General features: G+C 53.7%; 20 protein-coding genes. 14 read left to right on the top strand and 6 right to left on the bottom strand.

Annotated elements, in window-relative coordinates; translation table 11 throughout:
• Positions 1-10 precede the first annotated feature (10 nt).
• From IM314_RS00075 to fliB, 5 genes are all read left to right on the top strand, one after another.
• On the top strand, positions 11-2,539 hold the full coding sequence (locus IM314_RS00075; RefSeq protein WP_193358361.1) for a fimbria/pilus outer membrane usher protein: 2,529 nt from the start codon (positions 11-13) through the stop codon (positions 2,537-2,539).
• 10 nt (positions 2,540-2,549) lie between these two features.
• The gene (locus IM314_RS00080) at positions 2,550-3,497 is read left to right on the top strand and encodes a fimbrial protein (RefSeq protein WP_193358352.1); all 948 of its coding nucleotides are present in this window, start codon (positions 2,550-2,552) and stop codon (positions 3,495-3,497) included.
• A 10-nt stretch (positions 3,498-3,507) separates the two neighbouring features.
• Positions 3,508-4,020 (top strand): fimbrial protein, encoded by a 513-nt coding sequence (locus IM314_RS00085; protein WP_370529574.1) that lies wholly within the window; start codon positions 3,508-3,510, stop codon positions 4,018-4,020.
• A gap of 1 nt (position 4,021) precedes the next feature.
• Positions 4,022-4,663, top strand: coding sequence for a LuxR C-terminal-related transcriptional regulator (locus IM314_RS00090; protein ID WP_047365426.1), 642 nt, complete (start codon positions 4,022-4,024; stop codon positions 4,661-4,663).
• A gap of 156 nt (positions 4,664-4,819) precedes the next feature.
• Positions 4,820-6,037 carry a flagellin lysine-N-methylase gene (gene fliB, locus IM314_RS00095; protein ID WP_041910394.1) on the top strand — a complete coding sequence of 406 codons (1,218 nt, stop codon included), beginning with the start codon at positions 4,820-4,822 and terminating at the stop codon, positions 6,035-6,037.
• A gap of 54 nt (positions 6,038-6,091) precedes the next feature.
• Here fliB and fdhF read toward each other — a convergent pair whose 3' ends face one another.
• The 4 genes from fdhF to ycgZ all read right to left on the bottom strand — a co-directional run bounded on the left by fdhF (position 6,092) and on the right by ycgZ (position 9,299).
• Positions 6,092-8,242 (bottom strand): formate dehydrogenase subunit alpha, encoded by a 2,151-nt coding sequence (gene fdhF / locus IM314_RS00100; protein WP_193358350.1) that lies wholly within the window; start codon positions 8,240-8,242, stop codon positions 6,092-6,094.
• A 184-nt stretch (positions 8,243-8,426) separates the two neighbouring features.
• A complete protein-coding gene (locus IM314_RS00105; RefSeq protein WP_028012859.1) occupies positions 8,427-8,705 on the bottom strand; it encodes a biofilm/acid-resistance regulator YmgB/AriR in 279 nt (92 codons plus the stop codon).
• Between the two features lie 29 nt (positions 8,706-8,734).
• Positions 8,735-9,055, bottom strand: coding sequence for a hypothetical protein (locus tag IM314_RS00110; RefSeq protein ID WP_047365422.1), 321 nt, complete (start codon positions 9,053-9,055; stop codon positions 8,735-8,737).
• Between the two features lie 4 nt (positions 9,056-9,059).
• Complete coding sequence (ycgZ, locus tag IM314_RS00115; protein ID WP_028012861.1) at positions 9,060-9,299, bottom strand: regulatory protein YcgZ; 240 nt, start codon at positions 9,297-9,299, stop codon at positions 9,060-9,062.
• A gap of 340 nt (positions 9,300-9,639) precedes the next feature.
• Here ycgZ and IM314_RS00120 point away from each other — a divergent pair, with 340 nt between their 5' ends.
• From IM314_RS00120 to IM314_RS00160, 9 genes are all read left to right on the top strand, one after another.
• Positions 9,640-10,860, top strand: coding sequence for a diguanylate phosphodiesterase (locus IM314_RS00120; protein WP_153656011.1), 1,221 nt, complete (start codon positions 9,640-9,642; stop codon positions 10,858-10,860).
• 188 nt (positions 10,861-11,048) lie between these two features.
• Positions 11,049-11,777 carry a MerR family transcriptional regulator gene (locus IM314_RS00125; protein ID WP_193358349.1) on the top strand — a complete coding sequence of 243 codons (729 nt, stop codon included), beginning with the start codon at positions 11,049-11,051 and terminating at the stop codon, positions 11,775-11,777.
• Positions 11,778-12,090: 313 nt separating this feature from the next.
• Positions 12,091-12,459, top strand: a complete 369-nt coding sequence (sufA, locus tag IM314_RS00130) for a Fe-S cluster assembly scaffold SufA (protein WP_041910386.1) — start codon at positions 12,091-12,093, stop codon at positions 12,457-12,459.
• Between the two features lie 8 nt (positions 12,460-12,467).
• Positions 12,468-13,958: a Fe-S cluster assembly protein SufB gene (gene sufB, locus IM314_RS00135; RefSeq protein WP_193358348.1), complete on the top strand. Its 1,491-nt coding sequence runs from the start codon at positions 12,468-12,470 to the stop codon at positions 13,956-13,958.
• A gap of 9 nt (positions 13,959-13,967) precedes the next feature.
• Complete coding sequence (sufC, locus tag IM314_RS00140; protein WP_041910384.1) at positions 13,968-14,714, top strand: Fe-S cluster assembly ATPase SufC; 747 nt, start codon at positions 13,968-13,970, stop codon at positions 14,712-14,714.
• Positions 14,689-15,960, top strand: a complete 1,272-nt coding sequence (gene sufD, locus IM314_RS00145; RefSeq protein WP_193358347.1) for a Fe-S cluster assembly protein SufD — start codon at positions 14,689-14,691, stop codon at positions 15,958-15,960. The genes sufC and sufD overlap by 26 nt, the downstream gene beginning before the upstream one ends.
• A complete protein-coding gene (gene sufS, locus IM314_RS00150) occupies positions 15,957-17,177 on the top strand; it encodes a cysteine desulfurase SufS (RefSeq protein WP_193358346.1) in 1,221 nt (406 codons plus the stop codon). The genes sufD and sufS overlap by 4 nt, the downstream gene beginning before the upstream one ends.
• 13 nt (positions 17,178-17,190) lie before the next feature.
• Positions 17,191-17,607 (top strand): cysteine desulfuration protein SufE, encoded by a 417-nt coding sequence (gene sufE / locus IM314_RS00155; RefSeq protein WP_028012869.1) that lies wholly within the window; start codon positions 17,191-17,193, stop codon positions 17,605-17,607.
• 97 nt (positions 17,608-17,704) lie between these two features.
• Entirely contained in the window at positions 17,705-18,718 is a 1,014-nt protein-coding gene (locus tag IM314_RS00160; protein ID WP_028012870.1) for a L,D-transpeptidase family protein, read from the top strand.
• 60 nt (positions 18,719-18,778) lie between these two features.
• Here IM314_RS00160 and lpp read toward each other — a convergent pair whose 3' ends face one another.
• On the bottom strand, positions 18,779-19,015 hold the full coding sequence (lpp, locus tag IM314_RS00165; RefSeq protein ID WP_001082307.1) for a murein lipoprotein Lpp: 237 nt from the start codon (positions 19,013-19,015) through the stop codon (positions 18,779-18,781).
• 309 nt (positions 19,016-19,324) lie between these two features.
• Complete coding sequence (gene pykF / locus IM314_RS00170; RefSeq protein ID WP_014883536.1) at positions 19,325-20,737, bottom strand: pyruvate kinase PykF; 1,413 nt, start codon at positions 20,735-20,737, stop codon at positions 19,325-19,327.
• Between the last annotated feature and the right edge of the window lie 332 nt (positions 20,738-21,069).

The raw sequence follows: 21,069 nt of genomic DNA on the forward strand, positions 1-21,069 counted from the left end.
GTTTATGATGATGGCAACAAGCAATCTAAAAATGCAGCCCGCGCGTCTGGCAATGTGTATTGCCTTTGCGCTGGCGAATGCAGTCCCCGTGGTTAACGCCCGTGACTCCTTTAACGCCGAACTGGTGGAGCTGGATAATCCGGGAATGGTTAAAGCCGATTTATCTGCATTTGAATCAGGTTCGCAGGCACCAGGGAAATACCATGTTGACATCATCCTCGACGACCAGCTTATTGAGACCAGCGATATTGATTTTGTTGCCGGGAAAGATTGGCAGGAAAACGATAGCCTGCAGCCCTGCCTGAGCATGGATCAGCTAAAAAAATGGGGCGTTAAAACGGCGCTGTTCCCCAATCTGGCGGTTGAAAGCACCTCCTGCGTCGACCTCCAGGCAATTCCTCACGCCACTACGAATTTTCAGTTTGGTGCACAGCGGCTTGTTATCAGCATTCCCCAGGCCGCGATCGACCTGCCTGCGAGAGGGTATGTCCCGCCAGAACAGTGGGACGAGGGGATCGCCGCTGCGATGCTCAACTACAGCCTGAGCGGAGCCAACAGCTGGGCGAAACAGAGCGAGAGTAAAAACAGCAGCAGTCAGTATGCCAACTTACGTCCAGGCCTCAACGTTGGGCCATGGCGACTGCGCAACTACACCACCTGGTCGCGTGATGAGAACGGTCAGGACAAATGGGATACCGTCTACACCTATGCACAGCGGGCCATTATTCCGCTCAAGGCGGAGCTCACGCTGGGCGATAGCTCCGCGCCCGCCGACGTGTTCGACAGTATACCGTTTCGCGGCGGACAGTTGGCTTCCGATGACGACATGCTCCCTGATTCGCTCAAAGGTTACGCACCCGTCGTGCGTGGGATTGCGCGTACGAATGCTCAGGTCATTGTTCGCCAGAATGGCTATCAGATTTACCAGACCTACGTCGCGCCCGGTGCCTTTGAAATTACCGATATGTATCCCACCGGCGGGGCAGGCGATCTGGACGTCACCATTAAGGAAGCTGACGGCAGCGAGCAGCATTTCACCCTGCCTTATGCCTCATTACCGGTTTTGCAGCGCGAAGGTCGCCTGAAGTATGCGGTGACCGGAGGGCAGTATCGTTCTTACAGCAGCAGCGTGGATAAGACCCCGTTTGGCCAAATCACGGGGATTTATGGTCTGCCATATGGCCTCACGCTCTATGGCGGGCTGCAGGAGTCGAGCAAATATCAGTCGATAGCCACCGGGATCGGGAAAAACATGGGGGATTTCGGCGCGATATCGGCGGACATGACCCAGGCCTGGTCAACCCCGCAGGGGGAAGAAAAATCCAACGGGCAGTCCTGGCGTGCGCGTTACAGCAAGAACTTTGTCGGGACAGGGAGCCAATTTTCGATTGCGGGCTACCGCTATTCGACCAGCGGTTACTACGGCATGCAGGAGATCCTTGATTCCTGGGGAAACAGCTCTGCGCTCCAGGACCGTCGTCGTAACCGTGCCGAGCTCACGATGAGCCAGACGTTGGGCAGCAATCTTGGCTCGCTGACGCTGAGCGCGGTCCGTGAAGATTACTGGAATTCGGGTAAAAGGATGGCGTCTTACAGCCTGGGTTACAACAACTACTGGCACAACATTAGCTACGGACTCACCTGGACTTACAGTAAAAACGGCAGCGCGGGTTCATATGACGGCAATAAACGCGACGACAACGATCAGCTGCTGGCCTTTAACGTCAGCATTCCGCTTGAAAAATTCCTGCCGCAGACCTGGGCTAACTATAGCGTGAGCGCCAGCAAGAATAACGGCACCACGCAGAACATTGGTCTGAACGGCGTGGCGCTGGAAAACCATGGGCTGAACTGGAACGTGCAGCAAGGGTATGGGTCGGACGGCGTTGGCTATACGGGCAACATGAACGGGGATTACAGGGGCACGTACGGCGAAGTGACGGCGGGCTATAGCTACGACAAAAACAGCGAGCGTCTTAACTATGGTTTGCAGGGGGGCATTCTTGCTCACAGACAGGGGATTACGCTTTCTCAGCCTCTGGGGGAGACCAATGTTCTGATTAGCGCACCGGGCGCGCATGACGTAGATATCCGTAATCAGCCGGGGGCAAAAACAGATTTCCGGGGATATACGGTGGTCAGTAACCTTTCCGCGTACCGTAAAAATGACATCACGCTTGCCCCGGAAAGTATGCCGGATGACGTTGAGCTGGATATTAATACCCGCACGGTAACGCCGACGCGCGGTGCGATCGTCCTGGCCGACTATAAAGCGAAAGTGGGAAGGCGGGCATTATTCACGTTAATGCATAACGGCCATTTTGTTCCTTTTGGCGCAATCGTGAGCCTGAAAGGCAGCGACAACAGCAGCTTTATTGTTGGCGACAAAGGACAAGTCTATCTCACTGGTCTGGATTCGCAGGGGACAGTATTCGTTACGTGGGGAGTGGAAAGCGATCGGCAGTGCCGCGCGCCGTTCCGGCTTTCGCCGCAATCTTCGGCTGGCGGAATTACTGAAATTAACGTCACTTGTATTTAGGGTTTTTAAAATGCGCATACTTAACATCCTGTTCCTGCTGTGTATCACCGCTGCCTGGAATAGTGCCCATGCAGGAACCTGCACAACGATTACGCCACAGGAATCCACTTTGTCCATCGGCACAATTACGGTGCAGCGTGATGTCGCGGTTGGCACGGTATTATTTTCAAAAAATGCGTCGGTCACCGGGTCCTATTTAAGCGGCTGCACCAATCCGTTAATGCTCGGGTTTAGCATGCGGTACCTTAATGCAACGCCGAGTAGTTACGGTAATCACGTTTATAACACCAATGTAAGCGGTATTGGCGTGCGCTTTTCATCAGGTAATTATTTTGAAAACCCGACCTATACCTTTTCTTATAACGCGCAGACAAGTTATGTCGAATGGTGGGGCGGTAAAATAGAACTTGTCGTTACCGGACCCGTTGCCTCTGGCTCGCTGACGCCCGGCGTACTGGGTGTCGTTATGCTGCAGGGGAGCGATGGTGTGTATCGCGATGGCCTTACGACGACGCTTCTGGACGGGACCATCAACGTGCTGGCCTGCAGCATAACGACGCCGCAGCTGACGTTTCCCATCGGCGATATTTCTGCCGCGACGTTTGGCTCAACGGTCGGCACCACGCCGACGGGCGCTCAGAATACGCAAAACCTGGGTCTGAACTGCGACCCGGGGGCAAACGTCAACGTTTCGCTCAGTGGCATTCAGGACCCGGACGTAGCAACAACGAGCGTGCTCGCGCTGACGGGGCAGGGTAATACCGGCACGGCGAAAGGGGTTGGCGTTCAGCTCCTCTATAACGGTACGCCTCTCTCGTTAAATACCCGTCTGCCGTTAAATGCCGCCGCGGGTGGGCAGCAGGCATTTCCATTAACAGCACGTTATTACCAGACCCAAACGACGGTTGAACCCGGTACTGCCAATGCGTCTGCAACCTTAAATTTGACGTATCAGTAAAGGATAAATGATGAATATTCTGCGCACGGCAGCGCTTGCCGCCATATTAGTAAGCTGCAATACCGTTGCGACGGACAGCGTTAGCGTCAGCGTTACCGGAAATATTGTGGCCTCTCCCTGTATCTTTAATGGGGGAAATAACAGTCTGGATATCAACCTTGGCAATATTCAGGCATCCAATATGGCTACGCCGGGGTCATCGTCCGATCCTGTGCCGTTTAACCTGCTGTTTACCCAGTGTCCGACAGGGACGCGCAGCGTGACGGTCTCCTTTACCGGAAACCCCGATCCGGTCGCCGGGGCGGATTACTACATGAACAGAGGTTCGGCCACGAACGTCGCGATTGCGATGAGTGAGGCCGCAACGGGTGCAATGAAGGGAACCGGAACAAGTATTACACAAACTATTGCAGCAGACAGAACCGCAACGATGGCCATGCTGGCATCGGTCAGGTCTTCCACGGGCGGCGCAACGCCGGGGAGCATTAGTGCCGTCGTGGTCATGACGATGCAGTACAACTGATATGCTGAATATTGTGATTAAAGAGACCGACGCATTTTTCAGAGCGGGATTGCAGTGTTTTCTTGAGGATTTCTTCTTTCATAATTTCAAACATCTGCTTCACTTTGACTGCGAACTTTCTCATGAAAATGTCAGTGCCGCTGATATTATTTTTCTCTCTTTATGTCAGGGGGAAACCCTGACCTGTTATCCCGAATTACAGGCGCGGAAAAAAGGAATTGTGGTTGGGCTGGTGGATGATGAACACCGTTTCTCGACATATCCGTCCTGTTTTCAGGATATGATTTTTATCTCCCGCCGCGCTTCGCTGGACAGGATCACCGAGGCGCTGTTTATCGCATGGTACCGCACACAGCTCTCAAGCTTTCACTGGAGGAAGAGAACCTGCAGCGAATGCCAGCATAAAATATTATCGCCACAGCAAATTCGCGTTATGGTGAGTTTTTACAAAGGATTATCGGTAGGGCAGATCGCGAATAAGCTTAAAACAAGTGATAAAACTATTTTTACCCATAAATATTTGCTGATGCAAAAATTCAACCTGCGCAGTGATTTTGAGCTGGTGGCCTTGATTCACAGGATGGTGGAGAAGAATACCCCTGCAAACCGCTTGCGAGACTATCTGACTCATCATCATGGTTAACAAGTATTAGCCAATAACCTAACAGGGGCGCAATATTCTCATTCGTTATCGCGCCCCTGATTCTGTGAATTACAAAACATAGTGTGCGGTTATGCCTCTATAGAATAGCGTGTGCGGCATGGTATTTTTTATGCTTTATAAAATGACGCCTTAGCTATGCAAATTCATAAAACCATCAAACCGATTTTCGTCAGTAAGTTTCAGTGCGTGGGGTCAGCATGTTTAATCTCATGTTGTCGTGGCTGGACGATCGCTATTGATAAGAAAACCCACCAAAAGTATGTCCAGTCCACGCACGCAGAAATTGCCGCCATTGCAAAAGAGAATCTGATCCTTCAGCGCAAGGGCAAGAACAACTACTCCAGAGTGAAGCTAAACGAAAAAGGGGAGTGTCCTTTTATCGATGAAAACAAACTCTGCATGGTGCACCGTGATTTAGGGGAAGAGGCGCTCTCACATACCTGCAGTACGTATCCCAGAAGCGCAAGCCGTTATCAGGATGAAACACGGCATACGATGACGCTCTCCTGCCCTGAAGTGGTCAGACGCGTCCTGTTTGACCCGGAGGCCATGCTGTTTCAGGAGCAGGATGAGTTAGTGGCAACCTACAAAACTAACCTGATTGGGCAACGTCAATCCGCCTCACAGACGCAGCAGGTGATCCATCTTTTTGCCTGGAACCTTATTCAGTCGCCTTCCCGCAATGTTGAAGAAAATTTGATGGCGCTGGCGCAGTTTATTCTCTGTCTTCAGCACGTTAATTTTGATTTACATAATAAATTTGCCGAAGTAGAACAATTTTACGATGCGTTACGCAATGACCTGCAAAACGGGAAATCGCTGATCGATGCCTGTCACCTCACGCATTCAAATGCGATGAAATATCTGGCACTGTCCGTGATGGGAACGAACGTGGCGAAAGATTCGGTGCGGGACGGTTTTATTCTTCAGGGGCACCAGCAAATTGCCTCGTATCTGGACATGGCCGGCCTGAACGACGCTTCTGAACTGGAAGCTAAATTCGACGGGATTAATCAGCAGTGGCACAAGCTGTGCGAGTCATCCTGCTTGTCAGAACCCTACGTGTTACGCAATTACCTGCTGTATAAACTCTATAGCAGCTATTTCCCTGGTAAAAATACGGCAAACATCATGCGCCAGTTTTACCGTATTGTACTGGATTTTTTCTATATCAAATTCATTCTCAGCGTGCGGTCGATGCAGGAAGACATTGACCAGCAGGTCGTGATGAAAACCATCGCCAGCCTCTCTGAAAAGACCATGCACAATCAGACCATAGATGCGCGCATGGACTTTGCTATTGATAAAATCAACGGTGGGGATGATTTATCCTGCCTGCTGTTGATTGGATAAACGCGCAGACTCAGAGGCTCACGCGGTGAGCCTCCTCTCCTTATACGTTATACGTTATACGTTCACGGCATTGATCAACCGCGTTTTCATCGTCTGGTAAGACGACGCCGCAAAATCCTCCGCCCAGCGCTGGTCCTCAATGGCTTCCAGCTTTACCGCGCAGTACTTGGTTTCCGGCGTTTTGGAGACAGGGTCAAGGTTATCCTGCGTTAACTCGTTGCAGGCGCCAATCCACCACTGGTAGGTCATATAGACCGCACCGGCGTTGATACGCTCACTGATGCTGGCGCGGGTGATGACCTTGCCCCTGCGTGAACGAACCCACACCAGCTGGCCGTCACTGATTCCCAACTTATCCGCATCGGCAGGATTCACCTGCACCCGTCCCGGCTCATCGGCCAGGCTTTGCAGCGCGGCGCAGTTCCCGGTCATTGATCGGCACGAATAATGTCCCACTTCACGCACCGTGCAGAGCACAAGAGGGTAGTCATCATCAGGGGTTTCTGCCGGTGCGCGCCACGGTGCAGCAAAGAGCTGCCCCTTGCCGGTTGGGGTGTCGAACTGATTGTCTTTGTACAGGTATGGCGTTCCCGGATGATCCAGCGTCGGGCACGGCCACTGCACGTGGCCCATCTCGCCCATTTTTTCATACGTCACGCCGTAGAAGAGCGGGCACAGCTCGCGCATTTCATCCCAGATCTGCTGATTATCGTCGTAATGCATCGGATAGCCCATCTCGGTGGCGAGCAGGCTGACGATCTCCCAGTCGCGCTTCACGTTGCCTTTGGCCTCAACAGCCTGGCCAAAACGCTGGAAACCCCGGTCTGCGCAGGTAAAGACGCCGCCGTGTTCGCCCCATGAGGTGGCAGGGAGCAGAACGTCCGCCACTTCCGCCGTTTTGGTCATAAAGATGTCCTGAACCACCACGAAGTCAAGCGCCTCGAAACCGCTGCGGACCAGGCCGAGATCGGCTTCCGTCTGCAGCGGATCTTCCCCCATGATGTAATAGGCTTTAACCTTTCCTTCCAGCGCAAGGTGAGGCACCTCGGTAATGCGCGTCCCGACGCGATCGTCCATGTTATTCACGTCGATCCCCCAGGCATCGGCGAACTTCTGCCGGACAGCCGGATCGGTCACATCCTGATAGCCGGGGAACATATTCGGCAGAACGCCCATATCGCAGGCGCCCTGAACATTGTTTTGTCCGCGCACGGGACCGACACCGACGGCAGGGCGGCCGAGGTTGCCGGTCAGCAGTGCCAGGCTGGAAAGTCCTTTGACAACATCGACGGCCTGGCCAAACTGGGTCACGCCCATTCCCCACATTACGGTGGCGGAAGGGGCCGCCGCGAAGGTGCGCATTGCCTGACGAACGTCGCGGGCGGGGATGCCGGTGAGGTGTTCTACGCGCTCAGGGGCATACTCTTTCACCGTCTGCCGATAGGCCTCAAGTCCTTCGGTAAACCGCGCGACATAGTTCTTGTCGTACAGCTCCTCTTCCAGAAGTACGTAGCCAAAGGCGTTCACCAGCGCCATGTTGCTACCGTTCTTCAATTGCAGATGCTGATCGGCAATGCGCGCCGTTTCGATGCGGCGCGGGTCGCAGACGATGATTTTCGCGCCGTTTTCACGGGCCTTCAGCACGCGCCGGGCGACGATAGGGTGGGAGTCTGCGCAGTTATAGCCAAATACCAGCAGGCATTTGGAGTGTTCAATATCGTTGATAGAGTTGCTCATTGCACCGTTGCCGAGGGTCTCCTGAAGTCCGGCGACGGAAGGACCGTGACAAACGCGCGCGCAGCAGTCTACGTTGTTGGTGTTCAACACCGCGCGGGCAAATTTTTGCATTACGTAGTTGGTTTCATTGCCGGTTCCGCGCGATGAACCGGTGGTCATGATCGCCCGCGGGCCGAACTGCTGTTTAATGCTGCTGAGCCTGTGGGCGGTGTAGCGGATCGCCTCTTCCCAGGTCACGGGGGTGAATGCTTCGCCTTTGCGGTAGCGGATCATCGGCTGGGTGAGGCGGGGAGTGAGGAGGCGGGTATCATTGAGGAAGTCCCAACCGTAAAATCCTTTCAGACATAAGGTGCCCTGGTTTGTGACCCCCTCTGCCGCTTCGGCACGGATGATACGGTTATTTTCAACGACAAGGTTTAGTTTGCAGCCTGCACCGCAGTAAGGGCAGACGCTGGCGATCTTTTTCATCAATAACAGACCTGTTAAGAAATGAAGCGAAATGACTGGTAAGCCCAGTCCCGTAACAGGGAGTAAGCAGAAACCATGCCATCTTTATAACGCTTCTTTACAGGGGGGTTATGAAGAGAGGGGGGTGTCATCGTCAGCATGTTCGACAATTCTGACGATGACACGATCGCTGAATGCAGGGCGTTTAAACGTCATCCATGGTGTAGCCCACCACGATTTCCAGCGTCTTGCGAATCACATCCGCCTGAACCACGTCGTGAGTGGCTTCCAGCGTCTGAATGAGCCACAGGATGATCGCTTTATTGGAAATATGACCTTCAGAGGCCAGAACACAGCGTACTGCAGTAGAAAAAATAGCGGACTCTTCAGCAAAACGATCGCCTGCGTGACGGAAATATTCCGCCAGCGCACTGTCTAAAAAAGCAGAGTGGTATTCGGGTTGAAGCTGAATATTTTGTCTCATTTGTTCTCACCGTAGCTGTTAAAATGCAGTCAATGTATTTTTTTGGGATCGGACGGCTTTCCCTTTCCAAACAACGACACTACATTGCCTCTGTTATCATTGAGAGGTCCCTCTCTGCTCATTCGTCCTTGCGCGGTTCTGCGACGTTTTAATCCGAGGCTTTTTGATCCGATATCGGCAATCGCCTTCGCCAGTGTCTCCCGCCGCCGGGGATTCTTTTCATGTGTTTTCATCTGCCGCAGACGCTGAACCAGAGCTTCAGTTGTAACGGGGCCACGCTCTCTCAAAAGAGAAAGAACGGCTTCGCCAATCAGCTGATCGGTCAGTTTGTCTGCGTCACTGCGGTTCATCACGTTATCGTTCGAAGAGCAAGCCAAGCAGCATATGGTAATGCTGTTCCTCTTCGGGGCCCTCGGCCCTTTCAAGGCGACTTAACAGTTTGGTACAGAGCGATTTGCGATTGAGATTTCGCCCGTCGCTAAGGATCTCAACAACGACCTGACCCAGCGTTTCCTGTTGGGTTGGAAGTGTGGCTTTTTCGAAGTACTGTGCGATCGCTGCTGCGGAATCTGCGACGTAACCTTTCTGCTGCATGTTTCGCTCCTGTAAAATTTTGTAATCAGTAACGTTACATTTAAGGTATACACTTTTTCTAAATCTGTACATTAAAAATGTACAGATTTTTAATAAAATCAGGATATATTTAATAAATGCTATATTTATCAATCGCTTGCATGTTTATCATGAAACGGTAATGCTACAGAATATATTGTACAAATCGCACGGCCGCTGTTAAGTTGTACAACACTTGTGAGAGTGCCATTAACGGGCGTAAATGATTGAGATGTAAATTATTTGTGAGGCAATTAATGTGCTATAAGAGAAGTCTCTCCACATGTTTTTGTGGTCAAAACCCTTAACCCCCAGGAATCGCATGCTTACAACCATCATTTACCGCAGTCATATCTGCGAGGACGTTCCAGTGAAAGCACTGGAAGCTATGGTCGCTGCTGCAAACAATAAAAACCGGCAAGCCAACGTCACGGGGATCTTGCTGTTTAACGGCACACATTTTTTTCAGTTGCTTGAGGGGCCAGTGGAGCATGTTTCTGCTATTTATGAGGAGATCTGCAACGACCCGCGACACCATAACGTAGTCGAGCTGATGCGCGATCACGGCCCCGTCCGGCGTTTTGGCAACGTGGGGATGGAGCTTTTTGATTTGCGCCAGTTCGACAGGAACGAGGTGCTGCAACAGGTGCTGAACAAGGGAACAACACGCTATCAGCTGACTTACAATGACCGTCCGCTGCAGTTTTTCCGTACCTTTGTCGAGGCCACGGAAAAAGCGAACTATTTTGAACTGCCGCCTGCGGATTCCTGGGAGTTCGTTCGCGAAGAAACACGCTTGTCAGCGCAACCCGAGGTGGTCGCGAAAGGAGCGGATTGCAGCTTTGCTTTCCAGCCGATAGTTGATCCGTTTATGCAGCAGGTTGTCTCCTGGGAGGCGCTTCTGCGCACCCCGTCCGGCGACTCGCCGGGGGCCTATTTCGCCAGCCTTACGCATGATGAAGTTTACGCGTCTGATTTGCAGAGCAAGCAGGTGGCGCTCTCGATGGCCAGCGCGCTGGGGTTACAGGATCAGACGTTATCCCTTAACCTGCTGCCTATGACGCTGGTTAACATTCCCAATGCGGTGGACTTTCTGCTCACCGCAATTGAAGCAAACGGTTTTGTACCTGAACAGATCGTGGTGGAGTTCACCGAGAGCGAAGCCATTTCACGTTTTGAAGAATTCACGGATTCAGTCAGACAGCTAAAAAGTGCAGGCATCAGCGTGACGATCGATCACTTTGGTGCCGGCTTTGCGGGACTACAGCTACTGGCCCAATTCCAGCCCGACAGAATTAAGATTAATCGCGATCTCGTCGCGAACGTGCATAAAAGTGGCCCTCGACAGGCCATCATTCAGGCGATTATCAAATGCTGTTCCTCGCTTGAAATTCAGTTCTGCGCGGTCGGCGTGGAGAAGGCAGAAGAGTGGATGTGGCTGGAATCTGCGGGCATTTCCCAGTTCCAGGGCCATCTGTTTGCAAGCCCCCGGCATGGCGGAATTCCGGCGATTGCATGGCCGGAGAAAAAATTCGATTTTTGATAAAGCTGTACAAAACCCGGCAGACTTAGCTGTACGAGAAGCAAATTTTAGACAACAATGTATTAACAGGTGAAGGGAGAACGACCCCTTTCACCTGTGCAAAATGCGGTCTTAGTTATACAAATGGTTTGTACAATCTGATAAGGTTGGTGTAGTTAGGTATGGAAGTTCTGAGCGTGAGGGAGTTAATGGCCTATTACAGTATCGGCGAAGTGGCCGAACGATGCGGTATCAACCCCGTTACGCTGCGTGCCTGGCAGCGACGTTATGGATTGTTGAAGCCGCAGCGCAGCGAAGGGGGTCATCGTCAATTTGACGATGAAGATATCCTGCGTATTGAAGAGATCAAACGCCTGATGAAAAGCGGCGTTTCGGTCGGAAAAGTAAAAGCCTTGCTGGAAAATAAAGAAGTCCTGACTCAGGGTAATTGGGTCTCGTTCCAGGAAGAGATGATGACCGTTTTGCGTTATGCCAGCCCGGCAAAGCTGCGTGCCAAAATCGGCGAATTCCGCCGCAATCACGCCATGGATGCGATGATTGATAACATCATTTCCCCCGTCCGCCAGCGAATGAATCAGGATCAAAATACTGTACGCCACATGGCGAGCATGCTTGACGGCGTCCTGATTGAATTCGCGGTTCTAAGCCTGGCGGAGTCGCGCAAGAAAGCGGGTAAAGATGCGTTGCTTATCGGCTGGGAATGCGATGACCGCACCCGTCTTTGGCTTGAAGCCGCGCGGCTGGCGCAGCAAGGCTGGCACATTGACGTGCTGGCGGACCCGATTGATTCTCCGCGTCCTGAACTTTTCCCGGGGCAAAAAATCTTCGTCTGGACGGGAAAAACGCCAACACAGCGTCAGCAGGAACAGCTGGATCACTGGCGTGAGCAGGGTTTTAGCGTTTCATTTCACCAATAATAATCAGAGGCCTTGAGGGCCTTTTATTGTTTTAGACACTTCCAGAACAAAAGCTATCTTAAAAATAGGCATTTCCGATACATATTTTACTTTTCCTCTCTTCGCTGTTTTCTCCAACAGATAATCCATTAATTTTCAAAGTATTGAACAATTAAATCCATCCCGCCCGCATCTTCTGACAGGGTCTATGCTTAATAAAAGTAGACAAAAAGGGCGGTTTAGCCGAATGCCCCTGCTGACAGAGGGTTGAAGTGATAATCGTTATCACTAACATGGTGTTATGCCCTGATGGCTAATCAGATGAGGTGGACCTATGGAATTGCATTCAGAAACCTTCAATCCTGCCGATTTTGCCTGGCGAGGATTAACGCTCACGCCTGCGGCGGCGGCGCATATCCACGAGCTGGTAGCAAAAAATCCCGACATTCTCGGCGTGCGCTTAGGCGTTAAGCAGACCGGCTGCGCGGGCTTTGGCTACGTGCTGGATACCGTCACCGCACCGGAAAAAGATGACCTGGTGTTTGAAACCGACGGCGCAAAGCTGTACGTCGCGCTGCAGGCTATGCCGTTTATCGATGGAACCGAAGTGGATTACGTGCGGGAAGGTTTAAACCAGTTATTCAAATTTCATAACCCGAAAGCCCAGAACGAATGCGGCTGCGGCGAAAGCTTTGGGGTATAGGCGGTACTATGTCTCGTAATACTGAAGCAACGAGTGATGTAAACACCTGGAGCGGCGGACACCTCAACTATAAAGAGGGTTTTTTCACGCAGCTGCAGACCGACGAGCTGGCGAAAGGCATTAATGAAGATGTGGTGCGCGCCATTTCGGCCAAACGTAACGAGCCCGAGTGGATGCTCGAATTTCGCCTGAGCGCATTCCGTGCCTGGCTGGAGATGGAAGAGCCGCACTGGCTGAAAGCCCACTACGACAAGCTGAACTATCAGGATTACAGCTACTACTCCGCGCCCTCCTGCGGCAGCTGTGACGATACCTGCGCCTCGCAGCCCGGCGCGGTCCAGCAGACCGGTGCCGAGAACAGCTTCCTGAGCAAAGAGGTTGAAGAGGCGTTTAACCAGCTGGGCGTGCCCGTGCGCGAGGGGAGAGAGGTGGCGGTGGACGCCATTTTCGACTCCGTCTCGGTAGCGACCACCTACCGTGAAAAGCTGGCCGAGCAGGGGATCATTTTCTGCTCCTTTGGCGAAGCTATTCATGACCACCCCGATCTGGTGAAAAAGTACATCGGCACCGTGGTACCGAGCAACGATAACTTCTTCGCCGCGCTGAATGCCGCGGTAGCCTCTGACGGCACCTTTATCTACGTGCCGAAAGGCGTACGCTGCCCGATGGAGCTCTCCACCTATTTCCGCATCAACGCCGAAAAAACCGGACAGTTTGAACGTACCATTCTGGTAGCGGACGAAGGCAGCTACGTCAGCTATATCGAAGGGTGCTCCGCCCCGGTGCGCGACAGCTACCAGCTGCACGCGGCGGTGGTAGAGGTCATCATTCACAAAGACGCCGAGGTGAAATACTCCACGGTGCAGAACTGGTTCCCCGGCGACGGCAATACCGGCGGTATCCTGAACTTCGTCACCAAGCGCGCGCTGTGCGAAGGCGAAAACAGCAAAATGTCCTGGACGCAGTCGGAAACCGGCTCCGCTATTACCTGGAAATACCCGAGCTGTATTCTGCGCGGGGATAACTCCATCGGTGAGTTTTACTCGGTGGCGCTGACCAGCGGGCATCAGCAGGCCGATACCGGCACCAAGATGATCCACATTGGGAAAAACACCAAATCGACGATTATCTCGAAGGGGATCTCCGCCGGGCATAGCCAGAACAGCTATCGCGGGCTGGTGAAAATCATGCCGACGGCCACCAACGCGCGTAACTTCACCCAGTGTGATTCAATGCTGATCGGTGCCGACTGCGGGGCGCATACCTTCCCGTACGTCGAGTGTCGCAACAACACGGCTCAGCTAGAGCACGAGGCGACCACGTCGCGCATTGGGGAAGATCAGCTCTTCTACTGCCTGCAACGCGGCATCAGAGAAGAAGATGCCATTTCGATGATTGTGAACGGCTTCTGTAAGGACGTGTTCTCTGAACTGCCGCTGGAATTCGCCGTTGAAGCACAAAAACTCCTCGCCATTAGTCTTGAACACAGCGTCGGTTAAGGAAAGCACATGTTAAGCATTAAAGATTTACAGGTTAGCGTGGAAGAGAAAGCGATCCTGCGCGGTCTCAATTTTGACGTCAAGCCGGGTGAAGTTCACGCCATCATGGGGCCAAACGGCTCCGGGAAAAGTACGCTTTCAGCGACGCTGGCGGGACGTGAAGATTACGAAGTAACAGGCGGCTCGGTCGAATTTAACGGCAAAGATCTTCTGGAGATGTCGCCGGAAGACCGTGCGGGTGAGGGCATCTTTATGGCCTTCCAGTACCCGGTGGAAATTCCGGGCGTCAGCAACCAGTTTTTCCTCCAGACGGCGCTGAATGCGGTGCGCAAGTATCGCGGCCAGGAGGCGCTGGATCGCTTCGACTTCCAGGATCTAATGGAAGAGAAGATTAAACTGCTGAAAATGCCGGAAGACCTGCTGACCCGCTCGGTCAACGTCGGCTTTTCCGGCGGCGAGAAAAAGCGTAACGATATCCTGCAGATGGCGGTGCTGGAGCCCGAGCTGTGCATTCTGGATGAGACCGACTCCGGTCTGGATATCGACGCCCTGAAGATTGTCGCCGACGGGGTGAATTCCCTGCGCGACGGCAAGCGCTCGTTCATTATCGTCACCCACTACCAGCGCATTCTGGACTACATCAAGCCGGACTACGTCCACGTGCTTTACCAGGGACGTATTGTGAAATCCGGTGATTTTACGCTGGTTAAACAACTGGAGGAGCAGGGTTATGGCTGGCTTACCGAACAGCAGTAATGCGCTCCGGCAGTGGCACCGGCTGTTTGAGGAGCAGGGTAATACGCGCTCCGAGCAGGCGCAGCAACACCTGCAGCAGATGCTGCGCCTCGGCCTGCCGACGCGGAAGCATGAGAACTGGAAATACACCCCACTTGACGGCCTGCTGATCGGCGAGTTTGTGACGCGTCTGGCGGAGATTGATCTGGCCCGGCGTGACGCTCTGGCGCTGACGGTGGATGCGGTGCGTCTGGTCTTTGTCGACGGCGTCTGGCGTCCAGAACTGAGCGACGACGCCCGGGATAGCGGGTTCGATATCGTCATTAACGACGACCGCCAGAGCCTGAGCGCCCCGGTTCAGCCGGAAGTTTTCCTCCACCTGACCGAGAGCCTGGCCCGCAGCGTGACGCATATCCAGGTCAAGCGTAACCAGCGTCCGGCAAAACCGCTGCTGCTGATGCACATCACACAGGGCGTGGAGGACGATGAGATCAACACCGCGCACTATCGCCATCACCTTGAGCTGGCGGAGGGGGCGGAGGCCACGGTAATCGAACATTACGTCAGCCTCAACGAGACCCGCCATTTTACCGGGTCGCGGCTGACGATGAACGTTGCCGCCAATGCGCAGCTTCACCATATTAAGCTGGCGTTTGAGAATCCGCAGAGCCACCATTTTGCCCATAACGATCTTCTGCTGGGCCAGGATGCCGCGGCGTACAGCCACAGCTTCCTGCTCGGCGGCGCGGTGCTGCGCCACAACACCAGCACGCAGCTTAACGGTGAAAACACTACGCTGCGCATCAACAGCCTGGCGATGCCGGTGAAGGCAGAAGTGTGCGACACGCGCACCTGGCTTGAGCACAACAAAGGCTACTGCAACAGCCGCCAGCTGCACAAAACCATCGTCAGCGATAAAGGGCGGGCGGTGTTTAACGGCCTGATTAACGTGGCCCAGCACGCCATCAAAACCGACGGGCAGATGACCAACAACAATCTGCTGCTGGGGCGCCTGGCGGAAGTGGACACCAAGCCGCAGCTGGAGATCTACGCCGACGACGTAAAATGCAGTCACGGCGCGACGGTCGGTCGGATCGACGACGAGCAGATGTTCTACCTGCGCTCGCGCGGCATCGACCAGCAGGCTGCGCAGAAAATGATCATCTACGCCTTTGCGGCGGAGCTTACGGAAGCGCTGCACGATGGCGTATTGAAGCAGCAGGTGCTGGCCCGCATTGGTCAGCGTCTGCCCGGAGGCGAAGCATGAGTTTTCCCGTAGAGAAAGTGCGGGCCGATTTCCCGGTTCTGACCCGTGAAGTGAACGGCCTGCCGCTGGCCTATCTCGACAGCGCGGCCAGCGCGCAGAAGCCGAATCAGGTGGTGGATGCGGAAGCCGAGTTCTACCGCCACGGCTACGCCGCCGTGCATCGCGGTATTCATACCCTGAGCGCCGAGGCGACCCAGCGCATGGAAAACGTGCGCACGCAAATTGCAGCCTTCCTCAATGCACGCCTGCCGGAAGAGCTGGTATTTGTGCGCGGCACAACCGAGGGGATTAACCTCGTCGCCAACAGCTGGGGCAACGCCCAGGTGCGCGCGGGGGATAACATCATCATCACCCAGATGGAGCACCACGCCAATATTGTGCCGTGGCAGATGCTCTGCGAGCGTGTCGGCGCGCAGCTGCGGGTCGTTCCGTTGAACGACGACGGCACGCTGCAGCTGGAGCAGCTTGAAGCCCTGCTGGACGATAAAACGCGGCTGGTGGCGGTCACCCAGGTCTCTAACGTGCTGGGCACCGAAAACCCGGTGACAGAGATTATCGCAAAAGCCCATCAGGCCGGCGCGAAGGTGCTGATTGACGGCGCGCAGGCGGTAATGCACCACGCGGTGGACGTGCAGGCGCTGGACTGCGATTTCTACGTATTCTCCGGGCATAAGCTCTATGGCCCGACCGGGATTGGCGTGCTGTATGTGAAAGAGGACATCCTGCAGGCGATGCCGCCGTGGGAAGGGGGCGGATCGATGATCGCCACCGTCAGCCTCACGGAAGGCACGACCTACGCGCGCGCGCCCTGGCGTTTTGAGGCGGGCACGCCCAACACCGGGGGCATTATCGGGCTCGGGGCGGCGGTGTCTTACGTCTCCGCAATCGGCCTCGACGCCATTCAGGAGTACGAGCAGCTGCTGATGCACTACGCGCTGCAGGAGCTTGCCAGCGTACCTGACCTTACCCTGTATGGCCCGGCTGACAGACAGGGCGTGATTGCCTTTAACCTGGGGAAACACCATGCCTATGACGTGGGAAGCTTCCTCGATAATTACGGCGTGGCCGTCCGTACCGGCCACCACTGCGCCATGCCGCTGATGGCTTTTTACCAGGTGCCGGCAATGTGCCGCGCATCGCTGGTGATGTATAACACAATGGAAGAGGTCGACAGGCTGGTGGCGGGGCTTAAGCGCATTCACCAGCTGCTGGGCTAATAAGAGGCAAAAGATGGCAGAACTGCCGGACAGAGACAAATTGCTGCGCAACTTTGGGCGCTGTGCAAACTGGGAAGAAAAGTACCTTTATATCATCGAGCTGGGGCAGCGTCTGCCGCCGCTCGGTGAAGAGGCGCATAACCCGGAAAACATTATTCAGGGCTGCCAGAGCCAGGTGTGGATTGTGATGGAGCAGTCTGACGACGGCACTATCGCCCTGCACGGCGACAGCGATGCGGCCATTGTAAAAGGGCTGATTGCGGTCGTCTTTATTCTTTACCACCGGATGTCGGCGCAGGATATCGTCGCGTTCGATGTCCGCCCGTGGTTTGAAAAAATGGCCCTGACCCAACACCTCACCCCGTCCCGCTCCCAGGGGCTGGAAGCGATGATTCGCGCCATTCGCGCCAAAGCTGCAATCCTTAGCTAGACTTACAGAACAGCATTCATTCTGTTTCGCGAGGTGGTTCCCGCCTCGCTGGTTTTTCAGCTTTCTGGCATCCTGCCAGTGAATAAGGAATCTCAGCATGAAGCGCGCGTCTCTAATAACTCTATTACTCCTCAGTTCGCTCGGTACGTTTAATTCGGCCCGCGCGATGGACTATCCGTTGCCGCCTGCAGGCAGCCGCCTGATTGGGCAAAATCAAACCTACACGATACAGGAAGGGGATAATAAGCTTCAGACTATCGCCCGTCGGTTTAATACGGCGGCGCAGGTGATCCTTGAAACGAACAATACCATTGCGCCAGTAAACCCGGCACCGGGTACCGTTATCACGATCCCGTCGCAGATGTTGCTGCCGGATACCCCGCGCGAAGGCATTGTGGTTAATCTGGCCGAGCTTCGGCTCTACTACTTCCCGCCGGGAGAAAATATTGTCCAGGTCTTCCCGCTCGGCATCGGACAGCTGGGGCTGGAAACGCCGGTGAGCACCACCCGCGTCAGCCAAAAAATCCCTAATCCAACCTGGACGCCAACGGCGGGCATCAGAGCGCGTTCTCTGGCCCAGGGAATTAAATTGCCTCCCGTCGTCCCGGCGGGGCCAAATAACCCGCTGGGGCGCTATGCGCTGCGTCTGGGAATTGGTAATGGGGAATATCTTATTCACGGCACCAGCGCGCCGGACAGCGTAGGTCTGCGCGTCAGTTCCGGCTGTATGCGAATGAACGCCCCGGATATTAAAGCCCTGTTTGAACAGGTGCGGGTCGGCACGCGGGTACAAATCATCAACGAGCCGGTGAAATTCTCGGTTGAGCCGGACGGAAAGCGCTATATTGAGGTCCACCGTCCGCTGGCGCAGGTGGAGGGCGAGAACCCGCAGATTTCGCCCATTACCCACTCGGCAGACTTTGCCACCTTTGTTTCTCAGGCCGGAAGCGATAAGGCGTTAATTGATAAAGCCCTGGCCCGCCGTGCCGGGATCCCGGTTGTCGTATCCGCAGGTAGCGGCCCGTCGGCCAGCAATAGCGTGTTGTCAGTGCAGAACAGCCGGGTGTCTGCTGCGGTAGCAGAAGAGGAAGGGGAAAAGGTAACGCAGTAGCAGTTTGACGCAGGCAAAAAAAATGGCGCACAATGTGCGCCATTTTATTAACAGGTACTATTACTTACGGTATTTAGTAGCCTGGTTGTCCAGACGCTGGTTAGCGCGAGCTGCGTCGTCTTTAGCAGCCTGAACGTCGGAACGCATTGCGTTCACGTCGTTGCTCAGCTGGTCAACTTTAGCGTTCAGAGTCTGAACGTCAGAAGACAGCTGATCGATTTTAGCGTTGCTGGAGCAACCAGCCAGCAGAGTAGAACCCAGGATTACCGCGCCCAGTACCAGTTTAGTACGATTCATTATTAATACCCTCTAGATTGAGTTAATCTCCATGTAGCGTTACAAGTATTACACAAACTTTTTTGGGTTGAGAATATTTTTTTGATGGGAATACGCCTATTTTTGATCGTTCGCTCAAAGAAGCATCGAATCAGTGCGTTTTGAGTAAAAAGCTATGTAAAAAAAGGCATTTTTCATCGGATTCATCTTAGATAAATCGCATTTAAATAGAAAAACCCGATTTGCTTTTTGAATGAATTTGGCTAATGCCGGGAATAAAAAAAGCGCCCATTGGGCGCTTTTTATCAAATTTAATTCGTTCGTGAATTATTACAGCACGTGAACGGAGGCAGTATTGGTTGTTCCGCTTGGTACCAGAGCACCAGAAACCATTACAACCACGTCGCCCTTCTGCGCCAGACCGCTTTCCAGAGCCATTGCTTTACCCTGAATGTAGAAATCGTCAGTAGAGGCGATCTCTTTGACCAGGTGCGCAACCACGCCTTTGCTCAGCACCAGCTGACGTGCGGTGGTTTCGTTGGTGGTCAGGGCCAGGATGGTGGCATCCGGGAAGTATTTACGCACTGCGCGCGCAGATTTACCGCCCTGGGTCGCAACAACAATCAGTGGCGCTTCCAGTTTCTCAGCGGTTTCTACCGCACCGCGGCATACTGCTTCAGTGATGCGCAGCTTGCGGCTGTCGTTGTTGAAGTCCAGACGGCTGGTCATCACGCGGTCAGTACGTTCGCAGATGGTTGCCATGATGCCGACCGCTTCCAGAGGGTATTTCCCTTTCGCGGATTCACCGGACAGCATGACTGCATCGGTACCGTCGAGGATGGCGTTCGCCACGTCGCCTGCTTCAGCGCGGGTAGGGCGTGGGTTTTTGATCATGGAGTCCAGCATCTGCGTGGCGGTGATAACCACTTTACGCGCGCGAACACATTTCTCGATCATCATCTTCTGCGCGAAGATCACTTCTTCAACCGGGATTTCAACGCCCAGGTCGCCACGAGCAACCATGATGCCGTCAGACGCTTCGAGGATTTCGTCGAAGTTGTTCAGGCCTTCCTGGTTTTCGATTTTGGAGATGATCTGGATCTTCTCGCCGCCGTGGGCTTTCAGGTGCTCACGAATTTCAACCACGTCGGAACGCTTACGGATGAAAGATGCCGCAACGAAATCAACGCCTTGTTCGCAGCCGAAGATCAGGTCCTGTTTGTCTTTCTCCGCCAGTGCTGGCAGCGCGATAGAAACGCCCGGCAGGTTAACGCCTTTGTTTTCGCCCAGGTCGCCGTTGTTCAGCACTTTACAGATAACTTTGTTGCCTTCGATAGCGGTGACTTCCATACCGATCAGACCATCGTCGACCAGCACGGTGTTACCCACGGACAGATCGCTGGTGAAGCCTTCATAGGTGACCGCAACGATTTCGCTGTTACCAACAACGGATTTGTCGGTAGTGAAGGTGAAGGTCTGGCCCGCTTTCAGAGAGACGTCGTTACCGCCTTCCAGTTTGATGGTACGGATTTCCGGACCCTTGGTATCGAGCAGGATCGCCGCTTTTTTACCGGTCTTGCTCATCACGTTGCGCAAGTTCTGGATACGCTGACCGTGTTCTGCGTAGTCACCGTGGGAAAAGTTCAGACGCATCACGTTCATGCCGGCGTCCAGCATTTTGCTCAGCATCTCTTCGGATTCGGTTTTCGGGCCGATAGTACAAACAATTTTCGTCTTTTTCATGACAGTCTTAGTCTTTAAGTTGGGAAGGATATGGAAATCTCGCTCCGGGGGCGCACCGCCGCGGAGTCAAACCTGTGTTGCAAAAGAGTATATGACACGCACTAAGGATAGGAGACATCAAATGAGCGTGCAGAAGAAAGTGTGCCTGAGTGACAGCCCAACGAAGGAGAGGAGAAGTTGTACGTTGTTTTTTGTATTCCAAGCGCTGAAACCATTCACCAAGGATTTGGCGCGCATTATACGCTAATTTTAAGATAAAAGGAAAATGGAAACGGTGTTTCAGAATTAATCAATGCCGTTTCACATAATATTGTTATCAAGGCGTTAAGCCA

Source organism: Enterobacter cloacae complex sp. P42RS (assembly GCF_014930595.1).
GTDB classification, from domain to species: Bacteria; Pseudomonadota; Gammaproteobacteria; order Enterobacterales; family Enterobacteriaceae; genus Enterobacter; species Enterobacter bugandensis.